Source organism: Vibrio sp. Vb1554, from assembly GCF_033344235.1.
The window spans coordinates 155,501-176,492 of the sequence record NZ_JAWPOJ010000006.1 but is presented as its reverse complement, the minus strand read 5'-3'; the positions used below and the strand labels follow the sequence as shown (position 1 = coordinate 176,492).

The 20,992-nt window shown below is 43.4% G+C and carries 24 protein-coding genes; 8 read left to right on the top strand and 16 right to left on the bottom strand.

The genetic code is table 11. The annotated features are described in order from the left end of the window. The first annotated feature begins 13 nt into the window (after nt 1-13). From cysD to cysN, 3 genes are read left to right on the top strand one after another with little or no spacing between them, the layout of a single operon-like run. Nucleotides 14-928 (top strand): sulfate adenylyltransferase subunit CysD, encoded by a 915-nt coding sequence (cysD, locus tag R8N28_RS07725; protein WP_049534422.1) that lies wholly within the window; start codon nt 14-16, stop codon nt 926-928. Nucleotides 929-930: 2 nt separating this feature from the next. After that, nucleotides 931-1,560: an adenylyl-sulfate kinase gene (gene cysC, locus R8N28_RS07720; protein WP_054576848.1), complete on the top strand. Its 630-nt coding sequence runs from the start codon at nt 931-933 to the stop codon at nt 1,558-1,560. Between the two features lie 12 nt (nt 1,561-1,572). Next, nucleotides 1,573-2,988, top strand: coding sequence for a sulfate adenylyltransferase subunit CysN (cysN, locus tag R8N28_RS07715; RefSeq protein ID WP_054576847.1), 1,416 nt, complete (start codon nt 1,573-1,575; stop codon nt 2,986-2,988). Between the two features lie 37 nt (nt 2,989-3,025). Here the strand turns inward: cysN and R8N28_RS07710 are convergent, their stop codons facing one another. From R8N28_RS07710 to R8N28_RS07675, 8 genes are all read right to left on the bottom strand, one after another. Then, nucleotides 3,026-3,901, bottom strand: a complete 876-nt coding sequence (locus tag R8N28_RS07710) for a glycosyltransferase family 2 protein (RefSeq protein ID WP_054576846.1) — start codon at nt 3,899-3,901, stop codon at nt 3,026-3,028. 12 nt (nt 3,902-3,913) lie between these two features. Next, nucleotides 3,914-4,714, bottom strand: coding sequence for a sulfotransferase family protein (locus R8N28_RS07705; protein WP_054576845.1), 801 nt, complete (start codon nt 4,712-4,714; stop codon nt 3,914-3,916). Next, nucleotides 4,711-5,400: a WbqC family protein gene (locus R8N28_RS07700; RefSeq protein WP_318183341.1), complete on the bottom strand. Its 690-nt coding sequence runs from the start codon at nt 5,398-5,400 to the stop codon at nt 4,711-4,713. Before R8N28_RS07700 ends, R8N28_RS07705 begins: the two co-directional genes overlap by 4 nt. A gap of 21 nt (nt 5,401-5,421) precedes the next feature. Next, nucleotides 5,422-6,504, bottom strand: a complete 1,083-nt coding sequence (locus R8N28_RS07695; protein WP_054576843.1) for a DegT/DnrJ/EryC1/StrS family aminotransferase — start codon at nt 6,502-6,504, stop codon at nt 5,422-5,424. Beyond that, nucleotides 6,494-7,378 (bottom strand): glucose-1-phosphate thymidylyltransferase RfbA, encoded by an 885-nt coding sequence (rfbA, locus tag R8N28_RS07690; RefSeq protein ID WP_054576842.1) that lies wholly within the window; start codon nt 7,376-7,378, stop codon nt 6,494-6,496. The genes R8N28_RS07695 and rfbA overlap by 11 nt, the downstream gene beginning before the upstream one ends. Beyond that, nucleotides 7,378-8,442 carry a dTDP-glucose 4,6-dehydratase gene (gene rfbB / locus R8N28_RS07685; RefSeq protein ID WP_237306200.1) on the bottom strand — a complete coding sequence of 355 codons (1,065 nt, stop codon included), beginning with the start codon at nt 8,440-8,442 and terminating at the stop codon, nt 7,378-7,380. The genes rfbA and rfbB overlap by 1 nt, the downstream gene beginning before the upstream one ends. A 144-nt stretch (nt 8,443-8,586) precedes the next feature. Continuing rightward, a complete protein-coding gene (locus R8N28_RS07680) occupies nt 8,587-9,297 on the bottom strand; it encodes a 3-deoxy-D-manno-octulosonic acid kinase (protein ID WP_005379425.1) in 711 nt (236 codons plus the stop codon). An 11-nt stretch (nt 9,298-9,308) separates the two neighbouring features. Next, nucleotides 9,309-9,716: a diacylglycerol kinase gene (locus R8N28_RS07675; RefSeq protein ID WP_005395798.1), complete on the bottom strand. Its 408-nt coding sequence runs from the start codon at nt 9,714-9,716 to the stop codon at nt 9,309-9,311. Between the two features lie 107 nt (nt 9,717-9,823). Here R8N28_RS07675 and R8N28_RS07670 point away from each other — a divergent pair, with 107 nt between their 5' ends. From R8N28_RS07670 to R8N28_RS07660, 3 genes are read left to right on the top strand one after another with little or no spacing between them, the layout of a single operon-like run. After that, on the top strand, nt 9,824-10,879 hold the full coding sequence (locus R8N28_RS07670; protein WP_017820712.1) for a glycosyltransferase family 9 protein: 1,056 nt from the start codon (nt 9,824-9,826) through the stop codon (nt 10,877-10,879). 35 nt (nt 10,880-10,914) lie between these two features. Beyond that, nucleotides 10,915-11,682, top strand: a complete 768-nt coding sequence (locus tag R8N28_RS07665) for a glycosyltransferase family 2 protein (RefSeq protein ID WP_047103887.1) — start codon at nt 10,915-10,917, stop codon at nt 11,680-11,682. Further along, complete coding sequence (locus R8N28_RS07660; protein WP_017634986.1) at nt 11,679-12,467, top strand: glycosyltransferase family 2 protein; 789 nt, start codon at nt 11,679-11,681, stop codon at nt 12,465-12,467. Before R8N28_RS07665 ends, R8N28_RS07660 begins: the two co-directional genes overlap by 4 nt. Nucleotides 12,468-12,498: 31 nt before the next feature. On the opposite strand, the gene R8N28_RS07655 is transcribed toward R8N28_RS07660, so the two are convergent. From R8N28_RS07655 to R8N28_RS07620, 8 genes are all read right to left on the bottom strand, one after another. Continuing rightward, nucleotides 12,499-13,434: a glycosyl transferase family 90 gene (locus R8N28_RS07655; RefSeq protein ID WP_262657588.1), complete on the bottom strand. Its 936-nt coding sequence runs from the start codon at nt 13,432-13,434 to the stop codon at nt 12,499-12,501. Then, complete coding sequence (gene coaD, locus R8N28_RS07650) at nt 13,421-13,903, bottom strand: pantetheine-phosphate adenylyltransferase (protein WP_017820709.1); 483 nt, start codon at nt 13,901-13,903, stop codon at nt 13,421-13,423. The genes R8N28_RS07655 and coaD overlap by 14 nt, the downstream gene beginning before the upstream one ends. Nucleotides 13,904-13,989: 86 nt before the next feature. Continuing rightward, nucleotides 13,990-14,799, bottom strand: a complete 810-nt coding sequence (gene mutM / locus R8N28_RS07645; protein ID WP_053349744.1) for a bifunctional DNA-formamidopyrimidine glycosylase/DNA-(apurinic or apyrimidinic site) lyase — start codon at nt 14,797-14,799, stop codon at nt 13,990-13,992. 102 nt (nt 14,800-14,901) lie between these two features. Further along, nucleotides 14,902-15,378: a hypothetical protein gene (locus tag R8N28_RS07640; protein ID WP_025998646.1), complete on the bottom strand. Its 477-nt coding sequence runs from the start codon at nt 15,376-15,378 to the stop codon at nt 14,902-14,904. 272 nt (nt 15,379-15,650) lie between these two features. Continuing rightward, on the bottom strand, nt 15,651-15,821 hold the full coding sequence (rpmG, locus tag R8N28_RS07635) for a 50S ribosomal protein L33 (RefSeq protein WP_004410866.1): 171 nt from the start codon (nt 15,819-15,821) through the stop codon (nt 15,651-15,653). A gap of 13 nt (nt 15,822-15,834) precedes the next feature. Further along, nucleotides 15,835-16,071 (bottom strand): 50S ribosomal protein L28, encoded by a 237-nt coding sequence (gene rpmB / locus R8N28_RS07630; protein WP_005384783.1) that lies wholly within the window; start codon nt 16,069-16,071, stop codon nt 15,835-15,837. A gap of 302 nt (nt 16,072-16,373) precedes the next feature. Further along, nucleotides 16,374-17,048, bottom strand: a complete 675-nt coding sequence (gene radC, locus R8N28_RS07625; RefSeq protein WP_017820707.1) for a RadC family protein — start codon at nt 17,046-17,048, stop codon at nt 16,374-16,376. Nucleotides 17,049-17,162: 114 nt separating this feature from the next. After that, nucleotides 17,163-18,836, bottom strand: coding sequence for a methyl-accepting chemotaxis protein (locus R8N28_RS07620; RefSeq protein ID WP_033905951.1), 1,674 nt, complete (start codon nt 18,834-18,836; stop codon nt 17,163-17,165). Between the two features lie 193 nt (nt 18,837-19,029). Here R8N28_RS07620 and coaBC point away from each other — a divergent pair, with 193 nt between their 5' ends. Next, a complete protein-coding gene (coaBC, locus tag R8N28_RS07615) occupies nt 19,030-20,229 on the top strand; it encodes a bifunctional phosphopantothenoylcysteine decarboxylase/phosphopantothenate--cysteine ligase CoaBC (RefSeq protein WP_017820705.1) in 1,200 nt (399 codons plus the stop codon). A 171-nt stretch (nt 20,230-20,400) separates the two neighbouring features. Further along, a complete protein-coding gene (gene slmA / locus R8N28_RS07610) occupies nt 20,401-20,991 on the top strand; it encodes a nucleoid occlusion factor SlmA (RefSeq protein WP_005379386.1) in 591 nt (196 codons plus the stop codon). The last annotated feature ends 1 nt before the right edge of the window (nt 20,992 follow it).

Here is a 20,992-nt window from a genome sequence, read left to right as displayed (position 1 = left end):
AAGAGAGACCGGAATGAAACTTTCTCCACAACGAATGACTCACCTTAAGCAGCTTGAGGCAGAATCTATCCATATTATGCGTGAGGTAGCTGCCGAGTTTGATAACCCAGTGATGCTTTACTCTGTTGGTAAAGACTCTTCAGTGATGCTACACCTTGCGCAGAAAGCCTTTGCGCCTGGCATTCCCCCGTTTCCACTTATGCATGTTGATACCACATGGAAATTCAAAGAAATGATTGAGTTTCGTGACTACATGGCGAAAAAGCTTGGTATGAAGCTGATTGTGCACCAAAATCCAGAAGGGCTTGCGATGAACATCAGCCCATTTGTGCATGGCAGCTCAAAACATACTGATATCATGAAGACACAAGGCCTAAAACAAGCCTTAGATAATCATGGCTTTGATGCTGCTTTTGGTGGTGCTCGTCGTGACGAAGAAAAGTCTCGCGCGAAAGAGCGTGTTTACTCTTTCCGTGATGAACATCACCGCTGGGATCCTAAAAATCAACGCCCTGAGCTTTGGAATATCTACAACGGCAAAGTAAACCAAGGCGAGAGCATTCGCGTATTCCCTCTTTCTAACTGGACTGAGCTGGATATCTGGCAATATATCTACCTAGAGAGCATCGAGATTCCAAGCCTGTACTTTGCAAAAGAGCGTCCCGTCGTTGAGCGTGACGGTATGTTGATCATGAAAGATGATGATCGCATGGAGCTTCGTGAAGGGGAGACGGTAGAACAACGCATGGTTCGCTTCCGTACACTAGGCTGCTACCCATTAACGGGAGCGGTTGAATCTCAAGCAACAACGCTACCAGAGATCATTCAAGAGATGCTGCTTACAACCACTTCTGAGCGCCAAGGCCGTGCCATTGACCATGATAGCTCTGGCTCCATGGAGAAAAAGAAACGTGAGGGTTACTTCTAACTATGACCTCGCCGTATCAAAAGAAGCACAATGAGTCTGTGAGTGACGATGTGGTTTGGCATAACACCAGCGTAACTCATGAAGATCGTGTTGCGCTTAAGCAGCAAAAGCCTGTTGTACTTTGGTTTACCGGACTTAGTGGCTCAGGAAAATCGACCGTCGCTAACGCGGTAGAAAGCAAGCTATTAGCGTTAGGTAAACATAGTTACCTTCTTGATGGTGACAATGTGCGCCACGGTCTAAACAAAGATCTTGGCTTTAGTGATCTAGACCGTATTGAGAACATTCGCCGCATTGGCGAGGTGGCTAAACTATTTGTCGATGCCGGGAACATTGTTCTGACCGCGTTTATTTCGCCATTTATCTCAGATAGAGAGCAAGTGCGCCAGTTAATGCAGCAAGGCGAGTTTTTAGAGGTGTTTGTTGATACTCCACTCGCAATCTGCGAGCAAAGAGATCCTAAAGGCCTGTATAAAAAGGCACGCGCAGGTGAGATTAAACACTTCACTGGCATCGACTCTGAGTACCAAGCGCCTATATCTCCAGAAATTCACATCAAGACAGCTGAGCTGTCTGTCGAAGCGTGTGCCGACCAAGTGATTCAAGCGCTCACTGAAAAAGAATACATTTAAAAGGAAGTCATTATGTCTCATAGCTCTGAGCTTATCGCTAAAGACATTGAAGCGTACCTAAACGTACATGAAAACAAAGACCTACTTCGTTTCTTAACTTGTGGTAACGTTGATGACGGCAAATCTACACTGATTGGTCGCCTGCTATACGACAGCAAGCTGATTTATGAAGATCAAATGGCTGCGATCGAAAAAGATTCTCAAAAGTTCAATACGACAGATGAAGCGTTCGACTTAGCACTACTAGTCGACGGTCTACAGTCCGAGCGTGAACAAGGCATCACGATTGATGTTGCCTACCGCTACTTCTCAACCGACAAGCGTAAATTCATCATCGCCGACACTCCAGGACATGAACAGTACACTCGTAATATGGTTACGGGTGCTTCTACCTGTGATCTTGCGATTGTAATGGTTGATGCTCGCCACGGTATCCAGACGCAAACACGTCGTCATAGCTATATCTGTAGTCTACTTGGAATTCAGCACGTTATCGTTGCCGTTAACAAAATGGATCTGATGGACTACAGCCAAGAGGTGTATCAGAAAATCAAAGCCGATTACCGAGATATGGCAAAGAACTTCAACATCAAGGATATCCGCTTTGTGCCAATCTCTGCTCTAAAAGGCGACAATGTTGTCACTCCAAGTGAGAACATGGATTGGTACCCTGGCGCTACATTAATGAAGCTGCTTGAAACAGTTAAGATTAACCAAGACATCAACACTGAAGTCATGCGCTTCCCAGTGCAATATGTCAATCGCCCAAACCTAAACTTCCGTGGTTTTTGTGGCACCCTTGCTTCAGGCATTGTACAGGTTGGTGATGAGGTTACTGCTCTTCCATCGAACAAAGTTTCTCGCATCAAATCTATCTTTACCTTCGATGGTGAGCTAAAAGAAGCAATGCCGGGTCAAGCCATCACCCTAACGCTTGAAGATGAAATCGATGTGTCACGCGGCGATATGCTTGTCCATTCCAACAACATTCCGGAGGTTGTAGACGCTTACCAAGCTCATATCGTTTGGATGGATGAATCTCCGATGCAAACGCATAAAGAATACCTATTCAAATTTGCGACTAAAACCTGTACAGGTAAGGTTTCTCAAATTGAGCATAAGGTTGATGTCAATACACTTAAGCAGCATGATCATAAAAATACGCGCCTTGAGTTAAACGAGATTGCACTCGCCTCAATAAAGCTTACCGATAAAGTTGCAATGGATGTTTATCAGCAGCTACCTCAAACTGGCGCTTTTATCATTATTGACCGCATTAGTAACGTGACTGTCGGCGCGGGTATGGTGTCATCGATACAATTAAACCATACTGAAGAACCAGCTCGTGTTTACTCAGAAGCAGAGAAAGAGCTCAATGCTTATGTATGTAAGCACTTCCCAGAGTGGGGCTGTGTAAAAATAAACTAAATAAATAGGTGGGCCATAAACATATCGCTCACCTATTTTATTGGGAAGGGTTAGAGAATATTAGATTTCTGATCCTCTCCTTTATCGCCTTCCTTTGAGATTTTCGCGCTCTCTGTTTATATTTTCTTATTCGATTGTTAAATGACTTTAAGTTCACTCCATCCAAGTCTTGTTTTAGTGACTCCAAACTATTGGCCATTGCTAACAAAAAGTCTCTCTGATTTTCGTGAGAGGACGAGGATATCCTTGTTGAAAAAGAATCTTTTTGATTAATTCTATATACAGACATTGGTTCAGGTAAGTAGACTCCGCCTCCCTTTACAGAAGACATAATCTGCATAAAATAGTCCCCACATGGCATTAATTTAATAGTGCTTGATGAAGCTAGGGATAAAGCAGACTTACGGATAAATAAAGATGCTGTTGGGCAGTAATCACCATCTCCTAGTATAACTTCATCAGTAGAAACGTAATGGGTCCCCTCAAAATGATTTGAGACTAGCTCTCTATTGCCTTCTGGGTCCTCTGAGTATGCTGGGTGAAAGCAAAGGTCTATATTTGGGTTCCCCTCTAAAGCATCAAATTGTTTCTGTAGCTTTGTATTATCTATCCAATAGTCATCACCTTCGCAAAAAGCTAAGTACTCTCCTTTAGCCTTTGGTGATAAGTGTGACAATGCTAGAGTTCGGATGCCTTTAGAGTAAAGATTTTCATCAGTATACATTCGAACTATGTTCGAATGCTTTTCACATATCTCATCAATAATTTCTCTACTATTGTCCGTAGAGAGATCATCATAAACAATAACTTCAAATTCGAAATCACAGGACTGGTTGAGAAAGCTATTAATTGTTTTTTCAATATATTTAGAGTGATTATAACAAACACAAAGAATTGAAACTTTAACAGACATATTATTACCGACCTACAAGTAGTGTTCCAACTTACTCTCTTTAACAAAATCCTCTATACGACTTACAATATCTGCATCAAGGCTATTTTGCCAGCTTATGTCTTTATCCTTGTTTTTGAATACAGAGTAGGTAGTATCAACCTTCTTTTTTGATATAAGAAATGACTTAGTTTGTGAGGTAAGCTCTAGCCCTAGAAAAGCGAATATATCTTCAACTTGTTCTAGAGGGTCTTCTAGCAGCGCACTATAGTGCACAAGTTTAAAGTTATCTGGATACAGCTGAGAAAGTTTTTCAAATAACTTTGTAGTCTCCACCCACTTAGACAGACCAAAATATTCTTCTTTTTTCTCTAAGTTTTTCTTACCTGCATAGATCAACTCTTCTTCCAAAAGCCAGCCTAAATCGGATCTAAATTCTCGCTTTGCATTATACCAACTGCTAATTACAGCTCTCGGGTCTCTAACCAAGCCTAAAACCTTTACATCAGGGCACTTTTTGATCATATTCTCTATGATATGATGGTATCTAACTTCCTTATATACGATAGTACCCAAATGATTGTTCTTTTCGAATATAGGCTTACGACCTTCCTTTCGTTCAGCATCTTGACGAATAAAAGAAGAGTTGGTTTGTGCAATGTTATTAAAAAACGCATCGATATCATCTTTTTTAGAATTTTCATCTAGAAATGATTTAAACTCGTAGGAAAAAAGCGGCTGATATAGATAGTTAACATCAGGAGAGCTATTAATAATCTCACCTAACCAAGATGAACCGGATCTTGGCACAGAGTGAATTGCAAATCTTTTCATATTAAATAATCCATCAACTGGGTCTTAGGTACATTAAAAATCATATCAAGTATTGAAAGTCCTGGCTCAAAATCACTTGTCTGAGTATGCGTATATGGTTTTAATGATACATTTAGGAATTCTAGAGTTAAGCCTTGAGATCGAAAGTTCGATTCACTGTATAAATCCCGCCCTCCAGGAGGATTGATATAAGTGCCACCAGCTAATTTAACACAAGTATCTATAACTCTATCTTGTCCTTTAAGATTTTTATTATTCAGACTCGATGAAATTATAATTTCAGTATCAATATCTAAATAAGATTTTATTTTTTCTATAGAGTTTAGAATGAAAAGAAATAGATTATCTTCTTCATCCAACAAAATATCACTAAAAATCTGATATCCTTCATCAAAATTTGGTGACTTTCGATAAGACTCTCTAATCTTATTTAATAGTTTAGTTCTTTCTTTCAAGAATGTTGGAGATATAAAACGCTCTCTAACATCAAGGTAATCAGAGTCTTTCTTAATAGGAATGGTAAAAGTCTCTACTTTCCCTGAAGCACTTAAGTAACGGTTACGATTTATCCACCCTTTCTTGGTGTACTGAATATCATCATAAACAACAAATTTATCTACAGAAGCCAAGAGCTGCCAGTAGCCAATATATGGTAAAAAATAAGGCTGCATAATAGCAATTTTCATACTATAAGAACTCTCACATGGTTAATTTAATATCAATTCTATAACTTTACATACTGCTTCAACATCATTTGAAGACATACTGGCATGTAGCGGTAGACAAATAATTCCTTTTGATATCTTCTGACTTATAGGGCATCCAAAGCTCAGATTATCAGGGTAAGCAACATCTAAAGATGGTGTAAAATATCGTCGATGTTCAATATCATGCTCAGACAAAGCATCAAGTAGTCTTTCCTGCTTGTCTTTATCTCTAACGAAAATTGGCATGTAAGCACCGTTATACGACGCTTCGGGTAGCCAAAGAGGTAATTCAACATAAGGTTCTAAAAGCGTCCGGTACAAACTAAACAGGTTGGATCGATGCTCAATTACCTCTTCAATCTGATCAAGTAGTGTTAATCCTACTGCGCATTGGTACTCATTCAACTTTGCATTAATACCTGGCTCGCCTAATTGTCCATTCGCTTGAAGACCAAAGTTAATGAACTCTTTCGCACGTAAATAATCTTCATGCCGCTTGAATACAATTGCACCACCTTCGACTGTATGGAATATCTTAGTGGCATGAAAACTCAATGTACTAGCATCGCCAAAGTTTAAGAGAGACTCCTGACCAACCTTAACTCCAAATGCATGAGCAGCGTCGTATAGAACTTTGACCTTATATTGCTCTGCAATTTCTTTGAAACTCTCAACTTCACAAGGATTTCCATATACATGTGTTGCAACAACACCATCTACTTGAGAATTTGCTTCAAGAGCTGCTTTCAAAGCATCTGGAGATAAGTTATAAGATTTTGAATCGATATCGCAATAGCTCACATCAATACCTTGCCACATCAACGCTGATGAAGTTGCAACAAAGCTAAATGGTGTAGAGATCGCGGATTCAATTCCTAAAACTTTACATGCCACCTGAAGTGCCAGCGTACCATTAGAAACTAACAATAAGTTTTTAACACCCAAAAACGTTTCAAGTCGTCTAGTAAGCTTTTCATGCAATGGCCCAAAGTTAGTATACCAACCACTCTCATTTACTTGAGATAAATAGTTAGAAAGCTTAGTTAAGTCTGGGGCTAATGGACTGTTAAGTTTAATTGTCATCTTCGCTCACAATGCTTGATAGGTAGATACCATAATTGTTCTTCTTAAGGGCATCAGCTGCCGCCATTAACTTCTGTTTGCTAATCCAACCATTGTTAAAGGCAATTTCTTCCAAACATGCAATCTTATAACCTTGTCGTTTCTCTATCGTCGAAACAAATTGAGCAGCTTCGAGCAAGCTTTCGTAAGTACCTGTGTCTAACCAGGCAAAACCACGCCCTAACATTTCAACATTGAGCTCGTTTGCTGTTAGGTACATTTGATTTAATGTGGTAATTTCCAGCTCACCTCGCTCTGATGGTTCGACTTGCTTAGCTCTACTCACGACTTGGTTGTCAAAGAAGTACAGCCCCGTCACAGCATAGTGGCTCTTTGGCTTAGCTGGTTTTTCTTCAATAGAGATAGCTTTTCTGTCGGCGTCAAACTCAACCACACCAAAGCGCTCAGGGTCTTTCACTTGGTAGCCAAACACCGTAGCCCCATTGCCACTCTCTGCCGTCTCAACCGCTTTCTTTAACTTTGGAGTGAACCCTTGCCCATAAAAGATGTTGTCACCCAGCACCAAACATACTGAGTCATCGCCAATGAATTCTTCACCAATGATGAAGGCTTGAGCTAAGCCATCTGGGCTTGGCTGAATCGCGTATTGCAACTCAATGCCAAACTCTGAGCCATCACCTAATAGGCGCTGAAAACCCTCCTGGTCTTCTGGCGTGGTGATGATCAAGATTTCACGAATGCCCGCAAGCATAAGTACTGACAACGGGTAGTAAATCATTGGTTTGTCATAAACCGGCAGTAACTGCTTAGAGACACCGCGTGTAATAGGGTAAAGGCGAGTGCCCGAGCCACCTGCTAAAATAATGCCTTTCATTATTCGCCCGCTCCTAATCGCTCTAAACTGTATGAACCATCAAGCACACGTTGCCACCATTGTGGGTTGTTTAGGTACCATTCGACGGTTTTGCGAATACCGCTTTCAAACGTTTCTTCTGGCGTCCAGCCAAGCTCTTGAGCAATCTTGGTGGCATCAATTGCGTAGCGCACATCATGACCAGGGCGATCTTTCACATACGTGATCAAAGATTCATAAGACTCAACACCTGCAGGTTTGTTTGGTCGCAGCTCTTCAAGTAGCGAGCAAATGGTTTTCACGACTTCAATATTCGCTTTTTCATTGTGACCACCAATGTTGTAGGTTTCACCGACTTCACCTTCGTTGACCACTTTGTAAAGCGCGCGAGCATGGTCTTCCACAAACAGCCAATCTCGGATCTGCATACCATCACCATACACAGGCAACGGCTTGCCATCGAGGGCATTTAGAATCATCAGAGGGATCAACTTCTCTGGGAAGTGGTACGGGCCATAGTTGTTGGAGCAATTCGTGATAAGTGTTGGTAAGCCATAAGTCCGTTGCCAAGCGCGAACCAGGTGATCGCTCGAAGCTTTAGATGCAGAATATGGGCTGCTCGGCGCGTATGAGGTGGTTTCGGTGAACAAATCATCCGTTCCCTCTAGATCGCCATACACTTCATCCGTAGAAATATGATGAAAACGGAATGCCGATTGGCGCGCTTCATCTAAGCCCGACCAATATTGACGGGCCGCTTCGAGCAGATGGTAAGTGCCCATCACGTTGGTCTCAATAAAAGCAGCAGGACCATCAATAGAGCGATCGACATGAGACTCAGCCGCTAAATGCATCACCATATCGGGTTGATGCTCTGAAAACACGCGATCTAGTTCAGCTCGGTCACAGATATCTACTTGCTCAAAGTAGTAACGTTCACTCTCTGAGACATCAACCAGTGATTCTAGATTCCCTGCGTAGGTCAGTTTATCTAAATTGATGACGGTATCTTGGGTGTCACGAATGATATGTCGGACAACAGCTGACCCAATGAAGCCTGCTCCACCGGTTACTAATATTTTCATTACAAATGTTACCTACGTTAATTTTTGTGCCATCAGATACACATGAATACTTTATGATTATTGTAGTTTATAGACTCACTCGAGCATCGTTAGACTCAAGAAGGCTTACTTAGAGCAATCAACATAAAATGATAAAAAACTCAATTAAGATTGAGAAGCATAACCGTCCTGAAAATGTTCAAAATCGGATTCTTGCCAAATAATCTGTCGCTTTAAACGCTCCTTATTAAATGAACGCAGAAGTCTATTTAGATTTTGATGCTTCCAGTCACCAGAAGTTTCAAAACGGCACTTATCAAAATCGATAATCCATACCTTATCTTTGTCGTCGATCAAGATATTGTGGATATTCAAATCGGTATGGTTAACGCCAACCTGATGCATCTTGGCAATTTCTTGCCCTATTTTCTGATACATTTCTACCGATAAAGACTGTTCTTGCAAGATACTAACCAGATCTCTGGCGTTTGGGATTCGCTCACTTAATAAATCAGCTTGATAGAAGAGTCCTGACTTTACGGCTCTTGCTGCAATAGGACGAGGAACGTGTACCCCAGCCTCAATTAGCGCCAACAAAAGCTGAAACTCTTGCGCACAACGGGTGTTATCCCAGCCAGAGAACCAATAATGATCGTTAACTAACTTCCCAAACAAACCGCCACGACGGTAATGACGTAGTGCCGCTTGCATGTTCTCTAGTTGGATAAACCATGTCGTGCCTCGCCCCGTCGCACTGCCAACCACCTTGTCGGAGGACTGCCAGTATTCCGCATCAAATATCGGTTGGCTAGGGTCTGTAATGATCTCGTCATCAAACCAGATCACTTGGTTGTTGTTTTTATACTGTTGAGTCATACGCTCACCCTCTAGCCTAAATACCGGCTGGCTAATATATACAACCAAGTAAATGCAGCAAACGCCAAAGCAACCATAACGGCAGCAGAGCCTATATCTTTAGCTCGACCACTGAGTTCATGCCGTTCAATACCGATACGATCCACTACCGCCTCAATCGCTGAGTTTACAAGCTCTACAATCAAGACTAACACCACGACCCCGATCATTAAGATACGCTCAACCATGCCGACATCCACGAGCCAAGCCAAAATCACGGCGATACTCAACAGAGCCAACTCTTGTCGAATGGCAGCTTCATGCTTAAAAGCCGCTTTTAATCCTTGGATCGAATAACCCGTCGCTTTAACGATACGCTTTAGCCCGGTGTTACCCGGCTTGCCAGATTCTTGCGATTGATGTGGTGTTGTCTTTGACATTGCAGAACACTTATCAGTACTTAGCTATATTCGAGCCGTGTATTTTACATTTATTGGGGATGTCTGCATAATTTACCTGCCTCTATTCATCGAATCAGACAATAATTATGTTCACTTCTGCCCCATCGTCACTATGCGTCTTGCGTTTGTCCGCTATCGGAGACGTTTGCAATACTATCGCCAGCATTCAAGCTATTCAGAAACACTGGCCTTCGACCCAGATTACTTGGATAACGGGTAAACTTGAAGCCCAGTTATTAGCCGCCATCGATGGTGTAGAAGTGATTGTTTTTGATAAAAAAGCGGGACTTGATGGCTACAAATCACTTTGGCGACAGCTGAAAGGCAGAGAGTTTGATGCGCTATTGCATATGCAGTACGCGATTCGAGCGAGTGTCGCAACGTTGGGCATTAAAGCAAAATACAAACTTGGTTTCTCTTCTGATAGAAGCCAGGACTTTCAAACACTATTTACCAATGTCAAAGTGCCTTCCCCGCAATCTCTGCATGTCGCAGATGGCTTAATGGCCTTTGCCCATCAAATTGGGGTACCAAAGGCAGGACTAGACTGGGTACTTTCTTATTCAGACCACGACCAAGCTTGGGCAGAGTCTCATATTTCTCGTAGTAAACCTAACCTGCTGATTGTGCCTGGTGCGAGCAAAGCTTATAAAAACTGGAACGCGGAAGGTTATGTGGATGTGATTCATCACGCCAGAGCAAAAGGCTGGAACGTGATTCTGGCAGGCAGCCCGGCTCAGGTAGAATTGGATCTGGCAGAAGCCATTCAATCTCGCTTGGAAGAACCGTGTCTAAATTTAGTTGGACAAAGTTCAATTCTGCAAATGCTTGCGTTAATAGATAAGGTTGAAATGGTCATCGCCCCCGATACCGGACCAGCACACATGGCGAATGCCATGAAAACGCCAATCATCGGGCTCTATGCACACCATAATCCGCTGCGAGTGGGACCTTACCGTTATCTAAAATACGTTGTCTCGGTGTATGAAGAAACGATCTTTGCGGAAACAGGTAAAAACAGTCACGAGTTAAGCTGGCGAACTCGCGCTAAAGATGAAACGGCAATGAACCGCATTACCAGCACTCAAGTAATGAGCATGTTCGATCAAGTCTTAGAAGATTTGTATCCTCAATACCAGTAAACTTACTGTCTTGATTTGTTAAGAAGGAAATGACCTTGTCCAAACCAACCTTAGCCGTTGCCTTAATTGTAAAAAATGAAGAGAAGCACTTACAAGCTTGTCTAGACACAGTAAAAGATTGGGTCGATGAGATTGTCCTTCTAGACTCGGGCAGCACTGATCGCACTGAAGAAATCGCCCGACAATACACAGATAAGTTTTACACCAACCTAGATTGGCCAGGATTCGGTAAACAGCGCCAACTGGCGCAGCAATACGTTACGGCAGACTACGTTTTGTGGCTTGATGCAGACGAACAAGTCACTCCAGAGCTAAAAGAAAGTATCTTACACGCGGTATCAGCCAATAAGCCGAACGTTTTATACAAACTTAATCGACTAAGCTCAGCGTTTGGTAAGTTCATCTACCATTCTGGTTGGTCTCCAGACTGGATTGTGCGCTTATATCGCACCGAATATACACAATATAATGATTCGCTCGTTCATGAAAAAGTTGATGAGAAAAACTATCAAACTGAAAAGCTGGATGGTCGACTGCATCACTACACTTACGAGCACCTTCATCATTACATCAATAAAACCACTGGTTACCTCAAGGCCTGGACAGATGAACGGGAAGGTAAAAAGAAAGCGGGGTTAACGACCGCTATCGTTCACGCTCTTGCGAGCTTTTTGAAGATGTATGTGCTCAAACGAGGTTTCCTTGATGGCAAACATGGCTTCATTCTAGCTTGGCTAAGCATGCACTCTACTTTTGTAAAATACATCGATCTCTACTTACGTGAACAGGCAAGAAAATCATGAAAACGACTTTAATTATCACCACTTACAACTGGAAAGAAGCATTAAAAGCGGTGTTAGAAAGCGTGAAACGTCAAACCGTTTTGCCTGACGAAGTCATTGTTGCAGATGACGGTTCTCGAGACGATACCAAAGCAATGATCGACCAACTGCGTGACGGCTTTCCAGTACCACTTATTCATAGCTGGCACGAAGATAATGGCTTTCAACTTTCAATGAGCCGCAACCGTGCGATCGCCAAAGCATCAGGTGACTACCTCATCATGATTGATGGCGACATGGTGCTGTCCCAAACGTTTATTGAATCACATAAGCAAGTCGCAAAACCAAATTGGTTTGTGCAGGGTGGACGTGTGTTAACGGATGAAAGCTGCAGCAAGGCCATCATGGAAAACGGCTTAGTGCCTTCTATCTTCAGCAAAGGCATTCGCAATCGTAAAAACTGCATCACCAACGCTTTGCTATCGAAATGGTTCTCTTACGAGCGCAATAACGATAAAGCCACTCGCGGTTGCAACATGGCGTTTTGGCGACAAGATGTCATCGAGGTGAATGGCTTCAACCAAGATTTTGTTGGATGGGGACGCGAAGACAGCGAGTTTGTTCATCGTATGTTGAATGCGGGTAAGTCACGTCTTTACCTAAAATTCGCAGGTGTAGGCTACCACTTGTACCACGTAGAAAACTCTCGTGCGTCACTCGGACAAAATGACGAGATTTTAGAAAACACCATTAAAAACAAGCTTAAACGCTGTGAGAATGGTGTTGATCAATTTCTAGAAGCTTAAGATTATAAAAAAGGGGCGTTTCGCCCCTTTTTTATTGTTGCTGAGATAAAGCGAAGTACTTATCGGCAACCATCAATGAGATCAAACGCTCTTTACGTTTATCTTTGAACTGCTCAACCCACTGGTGCGCATTTTCAATGATCGCTAATGCTTCTTGCTCATTCGCTAGGTAATAATCCATCTTTTCGGGCAAATCCGAATAGTCATCCTTCACTTTAACATAGTGGACGCCTGCCTCTAACTTACCTTCCATAAACCAAGTCTCATATTTTGGCTTTGACATAATAACCAAGGAGTTAGACGACATAGCCCACTTAAGGTTGGTGGCCACATCATTGCCTTCTATACAGAGCAAAAACTTATACTGCAGTTGCTCTTCAATACTCATAAAGCCCTTTTCCCATGGTTTCCCTTCTACCGGGCGGGTCTGGCCAATATTGCATTGCGGATGGTTGTAAAACGCATGAATCACCTTTTTACGATGCGGCTGAAAACCCACGCCGCGCCACGCTACCATGTCCTTTTTATCTTGATAGCGAACAGGATCATCAATAAATTTAAAATGACGAACTTGATTAAGTTTCAACACCACTGAATTTTGGTTGTTACCAAAAATAGGGCGGCTTTTTATAAAGCTCGGTACATTGGGGATGTGTGTAACATCGCCGTTGATGTAGTTAAACGCAAAACTGGAAGGGAAATAGCGTACAACTTGGCGAAGATCGAAAAAATACGTCCAGCCTTTCGTTTTTTTGAATGTATCGATGGTCGAGTAACTTTGTTCTCGGCTATCAACTGAAAACGGCGTTTCACACTTATTGTAATAGTTCACCCGCTCAAGACAGCGTTGCTGCTCTGCTTCGGTCAGATTCGAAAGTAAACGCTTGGCTTGTGCTCGATATACAAAGCGAGGGATAAGTATCGAGAGAGCGTTTGAGAAATAATAAGGGAACTTACTGTCTTTCATTCAGTTTTTCCCCAATCGCGATGGCTACTGGCTTGGGAACGAATTGTTCGATACTTCCGCCATGAATCGCTACTTCTCTCACGATAGTCGACGATAAAAACGCAAACTCTTCTTCAGGAGTTAAAAATACGCTCTCGATTCCTGGTAATAGCTTTCGGTACATGTTGGTCAGTCCAAACTCGTATTCAAAGTCTACCGTTGTTCGTAAACCACGAATAAGAACCTTAGCTTTCTCATTTCTCGCGAAATCCACTAATAACCCGGAGAACCCCTTTACCGTCACACCAGGTAAATGCGCTACAACGTCCTGCATCAGTGCAACGCGCTCTTCCAATGAAAACATAGTGTTCTTCGATGGGCTTGCGGCTACGCCAATCACAACCTCATCAAACATTTCGTGAGTACGTTCTATTAGATTGAGGTGACCATTAGTCACTGGATCAAAAGTGCCCGGATAAATGACTTTCATATAATTTACTAAGTTATTCGAAACTGATTGAATTATTGAGGCTCGAACGCAAGATTACAACAACTTAAGCTCAATAATAGCTCGACTTACTTCTGACACTCACTACAAAAGAAGGTATTACGTTGGCCAATCTTTAGCTCTTGAAGTCGTTCGCCGCACTCTGGGCATGGCTCTCCGGCTTTTCCGTAAACCAATAACTCTTGTGCAAAGTAACCCGGCTTTCCATCGGCTTGCGCAAAGTCTTTCAGCGTAGTCCCACCTTGCGTAATGGCAATCTCAAGTGTCATTTTGATATTTTCAACAAGTAACCCCCACTCTTGAGAAGTCAACTTACCTGCGGGCCTTGAAGGGTGAATTCGAGACTTAAACAACGACTCATTCGCGTAGATGTTCCCAACACCAACCACGACTTTGTTGTCCATGATGAACTGCTTGACGGCGACACGCTTATTTTTAGCTTTCTCCGCTACATATTCCGCATTGAACTCTTCAGTTAAAGGCTCAGGCCCCATGTTTGCTAGCACAGCATGTGACTCGCCAGGAGCACACCACAGCCATGCCCCAAAACGACGCGGATCGTTATAACGCAGTATTTTTCCACTGCTTAGTTTGAGATCCACATGATCGTGCTTTGCTGGCGGAAAGTCAGCATCTAGGACACGTAAAGACCCAGACATGCCCAAGTGAACAATGGCTGTACCTGTGTTTGTCTCGATCAGTAAGTATTTCGCACGACGGCTAATCGCACGGATCACCTGCCCTTCCAATTTTTTAAGCTCTGTAGGAATATCCCAGCGCAATTTAGGCGTTCGAAAAGTAAACGACTGGATCGTTTGTCCAACCATGTGGGGGCTAATCCCCATACGGCTGACTTCAACTTCTGGCAACTCAGGCATTAGATTCTCCAATTCACCGGCTAATAGTTCTCGCTGCTAGCATAATCGAAAAGAAAAACGATAAATAGGGAAGCTTATTAGGGGTATAGGCGAAAAAAGGCTCTACTCTGGCATAAGGTAGTTTTCATCGACGGAGATAGCGACCCATTTGTCTTGCCAGGTTTTAAATAGCCAAAAATCAGGTAAACGAAAGAAAGTCACCCGCTGCGGCTCTTCGAGATCCTGATACCAAACTTCTACCGTTTCAGGTACCGCCAGGTTAGGTTTTAAATGATCGTACTGTTCTGAGGTGAGCTCGGTCCCTTCCAATGATTGCCAGCGTGATACAAGTTCACTGATCGGTGCATCAACTTTGATGTTGGATTGCCACCGTCCATCATGCAGCTCGAACTCCCAGCCACTATAGTACAAAGACTCCACCGTATAGTCGGAGCGAAGTACATTTGGGTAAGGGTCTGCTTGATCTGTTAATAGGTAAGTTTTGATCCACATCGGCGCATTTAAGATCACTATAAATGCGATAATGCCCAGAATAAGAATATTGTTCCATCGGCGGCGACGAGCCGGACTCACACGCATAACCATCTCTACTCTCTTATCGTTATGAGTAAATTACCAAAGAGTATTGAGCTTGACTAGAACAACGGTGTGCAAGTGTGTAGGGAGTGGTGACTAAGCGGCAGAGGCGATCAATCAAAAATTCGAGTATAGAGTCGGACCAGTAGAATAACTTCAGCAGTGCCTTATAACCCGATGACGTACTGAACCTTTTCTTCAGCACTTTTATTCACGTAATAAAAAACCCAACTCGAAAGTTGGGTTTTTCAATTCCTCAAAGAGACTGAAACCAATTATTTGATTTTTGCTTCTTTGTACATAACGTGCTGGCGAACTACTGGATCAAACTTTTTGATCTCAAATTTGCCTGGCATGTTACGCTTGTTCTTATCAGTTGTGTAGAAGTGGCCTGTACCTGCAGAAGATACTAGACGGATTTTCTCACGAACGCCTTTCTTTGCCATTGCTTATTTCCTCTTAAACGTTTTCGCCACGTGCACGCATGTCTGCAAGAACAGTATCAATACCTTTCTTGTCGATGATGCGCATACCTTTAGCAGATAGACGTAGTTTAACAAAACGTTTTTCGCTCTCTACCCAGAAACGATGAGTTTGTAGGTTCGGCAGAAAACGACGCTTAGTAGCATTTCGTGCGTGTGAACGGTTGTTACCCGTTACTGGACGCTTACCAGTTACTTGGCATACTCGTGACATGAATGTCTTCTCCAAAATCGTTTCAGCTCGATATCAACCTTGGTGGCCGAACCTCTCTATCTCTCGAAAAGAAGTTAGAGGTTAAGAACCGCTATGGAAAATCCATACAAGGCTATCAAAGGTCGCGCATTATACTAACTTGATATGCATTGCTCAAGACCCGAACAGATCCTTTTTACAGGTTTTCGTGATCTTTTTTTAGACAGCAGATTTTTTTAGCAGTCCAAGCTGAATTCAGTTAAAAATTTAGTGGCGTGGATGATAGCAGATTTTTAGCAACTAACAACCTAAAAAACGCACAGTTATATCCAGCCTCTTTCAGCAAAAGAGACACTTTCCCCATCTCCGATGACGAAATGGTCCAAAATACGAATATCCACCAATGCTAATGCGTCAATGAGACGCCTTGTAATCCTTCTGTCAGCTTGGCTCGGCTCAGCAACCCCTGAAGGATGATTGTGCGCCAAAATCAAAGCCGCCGCGTTATGATGCAGAGCACGCTTAACAACTTCTCTCGGATACACCGACGCTGCATCCAACGTTCCTTCAAATAAAATTTCATCTTTTATCACTCGGTGCTGGTTATCGAGAAAAAGAATATAAAAAGCCTCTCTTTGCCGATCCCTCAAAATAGAAGACAGATATAACTTAGTTTGGTCGGGGCTGGTTAAGGCATCACCACGCTTTAGCGTCTCCGCCAAGTAACGTTGTGTCATTTCTAGTACAGCTTGCAATTGAACATACTTGGCTTGCCCTAATCCTTTGTGACGACAAAACTCTTCTTCTGATGCTGAAAATAGTTGTCTGAGCGAACCAAAGTCTTGAATAAGGAAGTCTGCAAGCTCAATCACGTTCATTCCGCGGGTGCCTGTGCGCAAGAAGATGGCCAGTAGCTCAGCATCGGTCAAAGCTTGCGGCCCTCGTTGCAGTAGCTTCTCTCTGGGCATGGACTCATTTGGCAAAGCTTTCAGTATCATCTGATGTCTCTTTATATGGAAAGTGTCCCTATTCCACAAAACAAAAAGCGAAAGTCGAGTATGACTTTCGCTTTCTTCGTACTATCAGTGTTTTCCATGCAACTTAACAGTTCATCAGAGTTTAAAGTTGCCAACCAAGCCGTGAATTTCTGTTCCAGACTGTGATAGCTGCGTGCTGATTGACTCGGCATGCTGCAACGTCTCATTAATGTTGTTCACGATCTGTTGAATAGCCACTAAGTTTTGGTTGATGTCTTCTGCAACCGCGCTTTGTTCTTCTGCGGCAGACGCGGTTTGAATACCCATATCTCGAATTGTTCCGATAGAATGATGAACACCAGAAAGAGATTGCTGAATGAGCGCAGATTCTTCCGCCGTTTTGACACCTCGTTTTTGGCTCACCGACATCGTACTGACCGCTCTTGATACACCATTTTGTAGCTGCTTGAGCATGTCGCCAATTTCATGAGTACTATTTTGCGTACGACTGGCTAACGAGCGCACTTCATCCGCAACGACGGCAAACCCTCGACCTTGCTCACCGGCTCTAGCCGCTTCAATCGCCGCATTTAGGGCCAACAAATTCGTTTGCTCGGCTATCTCGCCAATCACATCCAGCACTTTGGTTATTTTTTCGGTCTGTAAACTCAACTCAGAAATTGCATCTGACGTGCTGTCTATCTCCGTCACGAGTTCGGTAATGCCTTCTATTGCTTGCTCGACCTCATGCTGAGCGGCGGTGACTTGACTGTTGGCATCGTCAATTGCCTGCGCGGTCGCATTAGTATTGCTGGCTACTTCTTTGGCAGTCATGCTCATTTGTGTCACCGCAGTCACGACTTTGTCCGTCTCTAAACAGTGGTCCTGCATTTGGCCGCTCGCTTGGCTGGTCTGAGTGTTCAGGCTTTGGGAAACGGTTTGTACTGTCGTCGCAGAGCGGTGGATATCCTGCATCAGTGGGTGCAGCTTATCCATAAACTCATTAAACGCCGCTGCCACTTCACCGACTTCATCCTGACTTTCGACTTTTAAACGAGCCGTTAAGTCACCGCCGCCTGCGGCAACATCTTTTAATGAAGCCGCGACATGTTGTAATGGCTGAATGCCTTTAGACACCACGATACTGGTGAGAACACTGGTAATGATCAATCCAATAGCGGAAATCAACACGGCAGATAATGTATGCTCTTTTAGCTCTTGAGTCTTTAACTCTCTGTGCATCGCAACTTGCTGGTCGATGTCATCAATATAAACGCCAGTACCTAAAACCCAGTCCCATTTCGATAGATATTCTGCATAGCCCAACTTAGGCGCTTGTGCGTCAATGGTCGGTTTGTGCCACGAGAAATAGAGGAACCCATCCCCTTTTTGAGAAGCGTCAATCAAGCCCGCAATAACTGCGACCCCATTTTCATCTTTTAAGTCGTAAAGGTTTTTACCCTCTAATGCAGGTTTGATGGCGTGCAACGTATTCACACCTTGAGAGTCGTAGGCAAAAAAGTAACCATCGCTTTCAAAGCGCATGGCTTTCAGAATTTCTTTTGCTGCCTCTTTATTACTTCCATTTACATCCGTGTCGTATAACGGTTTTATCGCCGTCACGCCCATCATCATATAGGCTTGTAACTCTTTCTTTTTCGTTTCGATGAGCTCTTGCCTGTCTCTTGCCAGCTCTGCTTCCAAACTTTTACTGCTGTTGATGTAATACACCACTGAGATCAACGTGGTGATCAACAACAGCGGAATTAGGGTTATCAGCAGCAATTTGTTTCGACTTTTCAACACCATGGTTTCCACTACCTCTTTTTCTTTTCAGACTTGCAAACTCCGCGCAACTTGTCTGTGAGGTAGGCGAGAATTTTCCCTTCCTCGGTCAGATTAATACTCTGGAGTTTGATGTGAATTATCTTCTCGTTATATATGCTCGGGCGGTCAGACTTTGAATTGTGTTAAAATCCGGTCATCAAATTGGAGATCTCACATGCAAACACTAGCAGGAAAGAAAATTCTACTCGGCATCAGTGGCGGTATTGCCGCGTATAAATGTGCGGAGCTAACCCGTCGCCTCATAGAGAGAGGAGCGCAAGTTCAAGTTGTAATGACGAAAGCCGCAAAAGAGTTCATTACCCCTTTAACCATGCAAGCCGTTTCGGGCCGTCCTGTCTCGGACAGTTTACTAGACCCAGCAGCGGAAGCCTCTATGGGCCATATTGAATTGGCCAAATGGGCAGATTTAGTGCTATTAGCGCCCGCGACCGCGGACTTAATCGCGCGCATGTCCGCAGGCATGGGGAACGATTTACTTACTACGCTCGTGCTCGCGACGGATTCCCCTGTTGCTGTTTCTCCTGCGATGAATCAACAGATGTATCGCAATATCGCAACCCAAGAGAACATCGCTACGTTAGCGCGTCGTGGTATGCACATCTGGGGCCCTGCGGCAGGAGAGCAAGCCTGTGGTGATGTAGGACCAGGTCGAATGCTGGAACCAATGCAGCTAGTACATCTATGTGAACAGTTCTTTCAACCAAAATTGCTAGAAGGTAAGTCGATACTCATTACCGCCGGACCAACTCGCGAAGCGATTGATCCAGTGCGTTACATTACAAACCATAGCTCCGGGAAAATGGGCTATGCATTGGCGAGCGCCGCAGCGCAGATGGGAGCAAAAGTCACCCTCGTGAGCGGTCCTGTCAGTTTAAATACGCCCGTAGGTGTTGAGCGCATAAATGTTTCCAGTGCACAAGAGATGCACGAAGCCGTTATGACACATGCAAACCAGCATGATGCCTTTATTAGCTGCGCTGCCGTTGCCGACTACCGCCCACAAACGATCGCGTCTCAAAAGTTGAAAAAGACAGAAGACAACGACGAAATGGTCATTAATATGGTTAAAAATCCTGATATTGTTGCATCTGTGGCAGCAATGACGGAGAAGCGTCCGTTTACCGTCGGTTTTGCGGCTGAAACCAATGATGTAGAGACCTATGCTCGAGGCAAGTTAACAAAGAAAAACCTCGATATGATCTGTGCAAACGACGTTTCGGTTGCAGGGCAAGGATTTAACAGCAACGACAACGCAATTACCCTTTACTGGCCTGAAGGTGAACTTGCGCTCGCTTTAGAATCAAAAGAAGCATTGAGCTTTAAAATTCTCGAAAAAATGCATCAATTGATGTAACTAACGTTTGAAAACCCTGCCAATTTTTTACAAAAGCTGGCATAAATTTGGTACAAAAATGACAACTAAGGGTGTTAAATCTCCCATTCCACCCTTAGTGGTCTAGTTTGAGGCGAAATAGCGTCTTATAATCCCCTCCGCTCAACTTTGTATTTTGAAAGGAAGTAACTAATGGCCGGCAGTAAAAAATCCAACCGTCGTGAAGAGATCTTACAAGCATTGGCAGAAATGCTTGAATCAACAGATGGCGCTTCACGCATTACTACGGCAAAACTGGCCAAGCAAGTCGGCGTTTCAGAAGCCGCGCTGTATCGTCATTTCCCAAGTAAAGCGCGCATGTTCGAAGGGTTGATTGAGTTCATTGAAGAAGCCTTGATGACACGTATCAACCGTATTCTAGACGACGAAAAAGATACATTAGAGCGTATTCGTATGGTGATGCACCTTATTTTGGCGTTCTCTGAACGTAACCCAGGTCTGACACGCATTTTGTCGGGTCATGCTCTAATGTTTGAAAATGAACGTCTACGTGAACGCATCAATCAACTCTTTGAGCGTATAGAAACACAATTGCGCCAAATCCTGCGTGAACGTAAGATTCGTGAAGGGAAGTCTTTCCCTGTCGAAGAGCGCATCCTAGCCGCGCAAATTCTGGGACAAGTTGAGGGGAGCCTAAACCGCTTTGTGCGTAGCGACTTTAAATACCAGCCGACTGCAAACTTTGACGAGTACTGGGCGCTTTTGAGTGCACAAATAAAGTAAA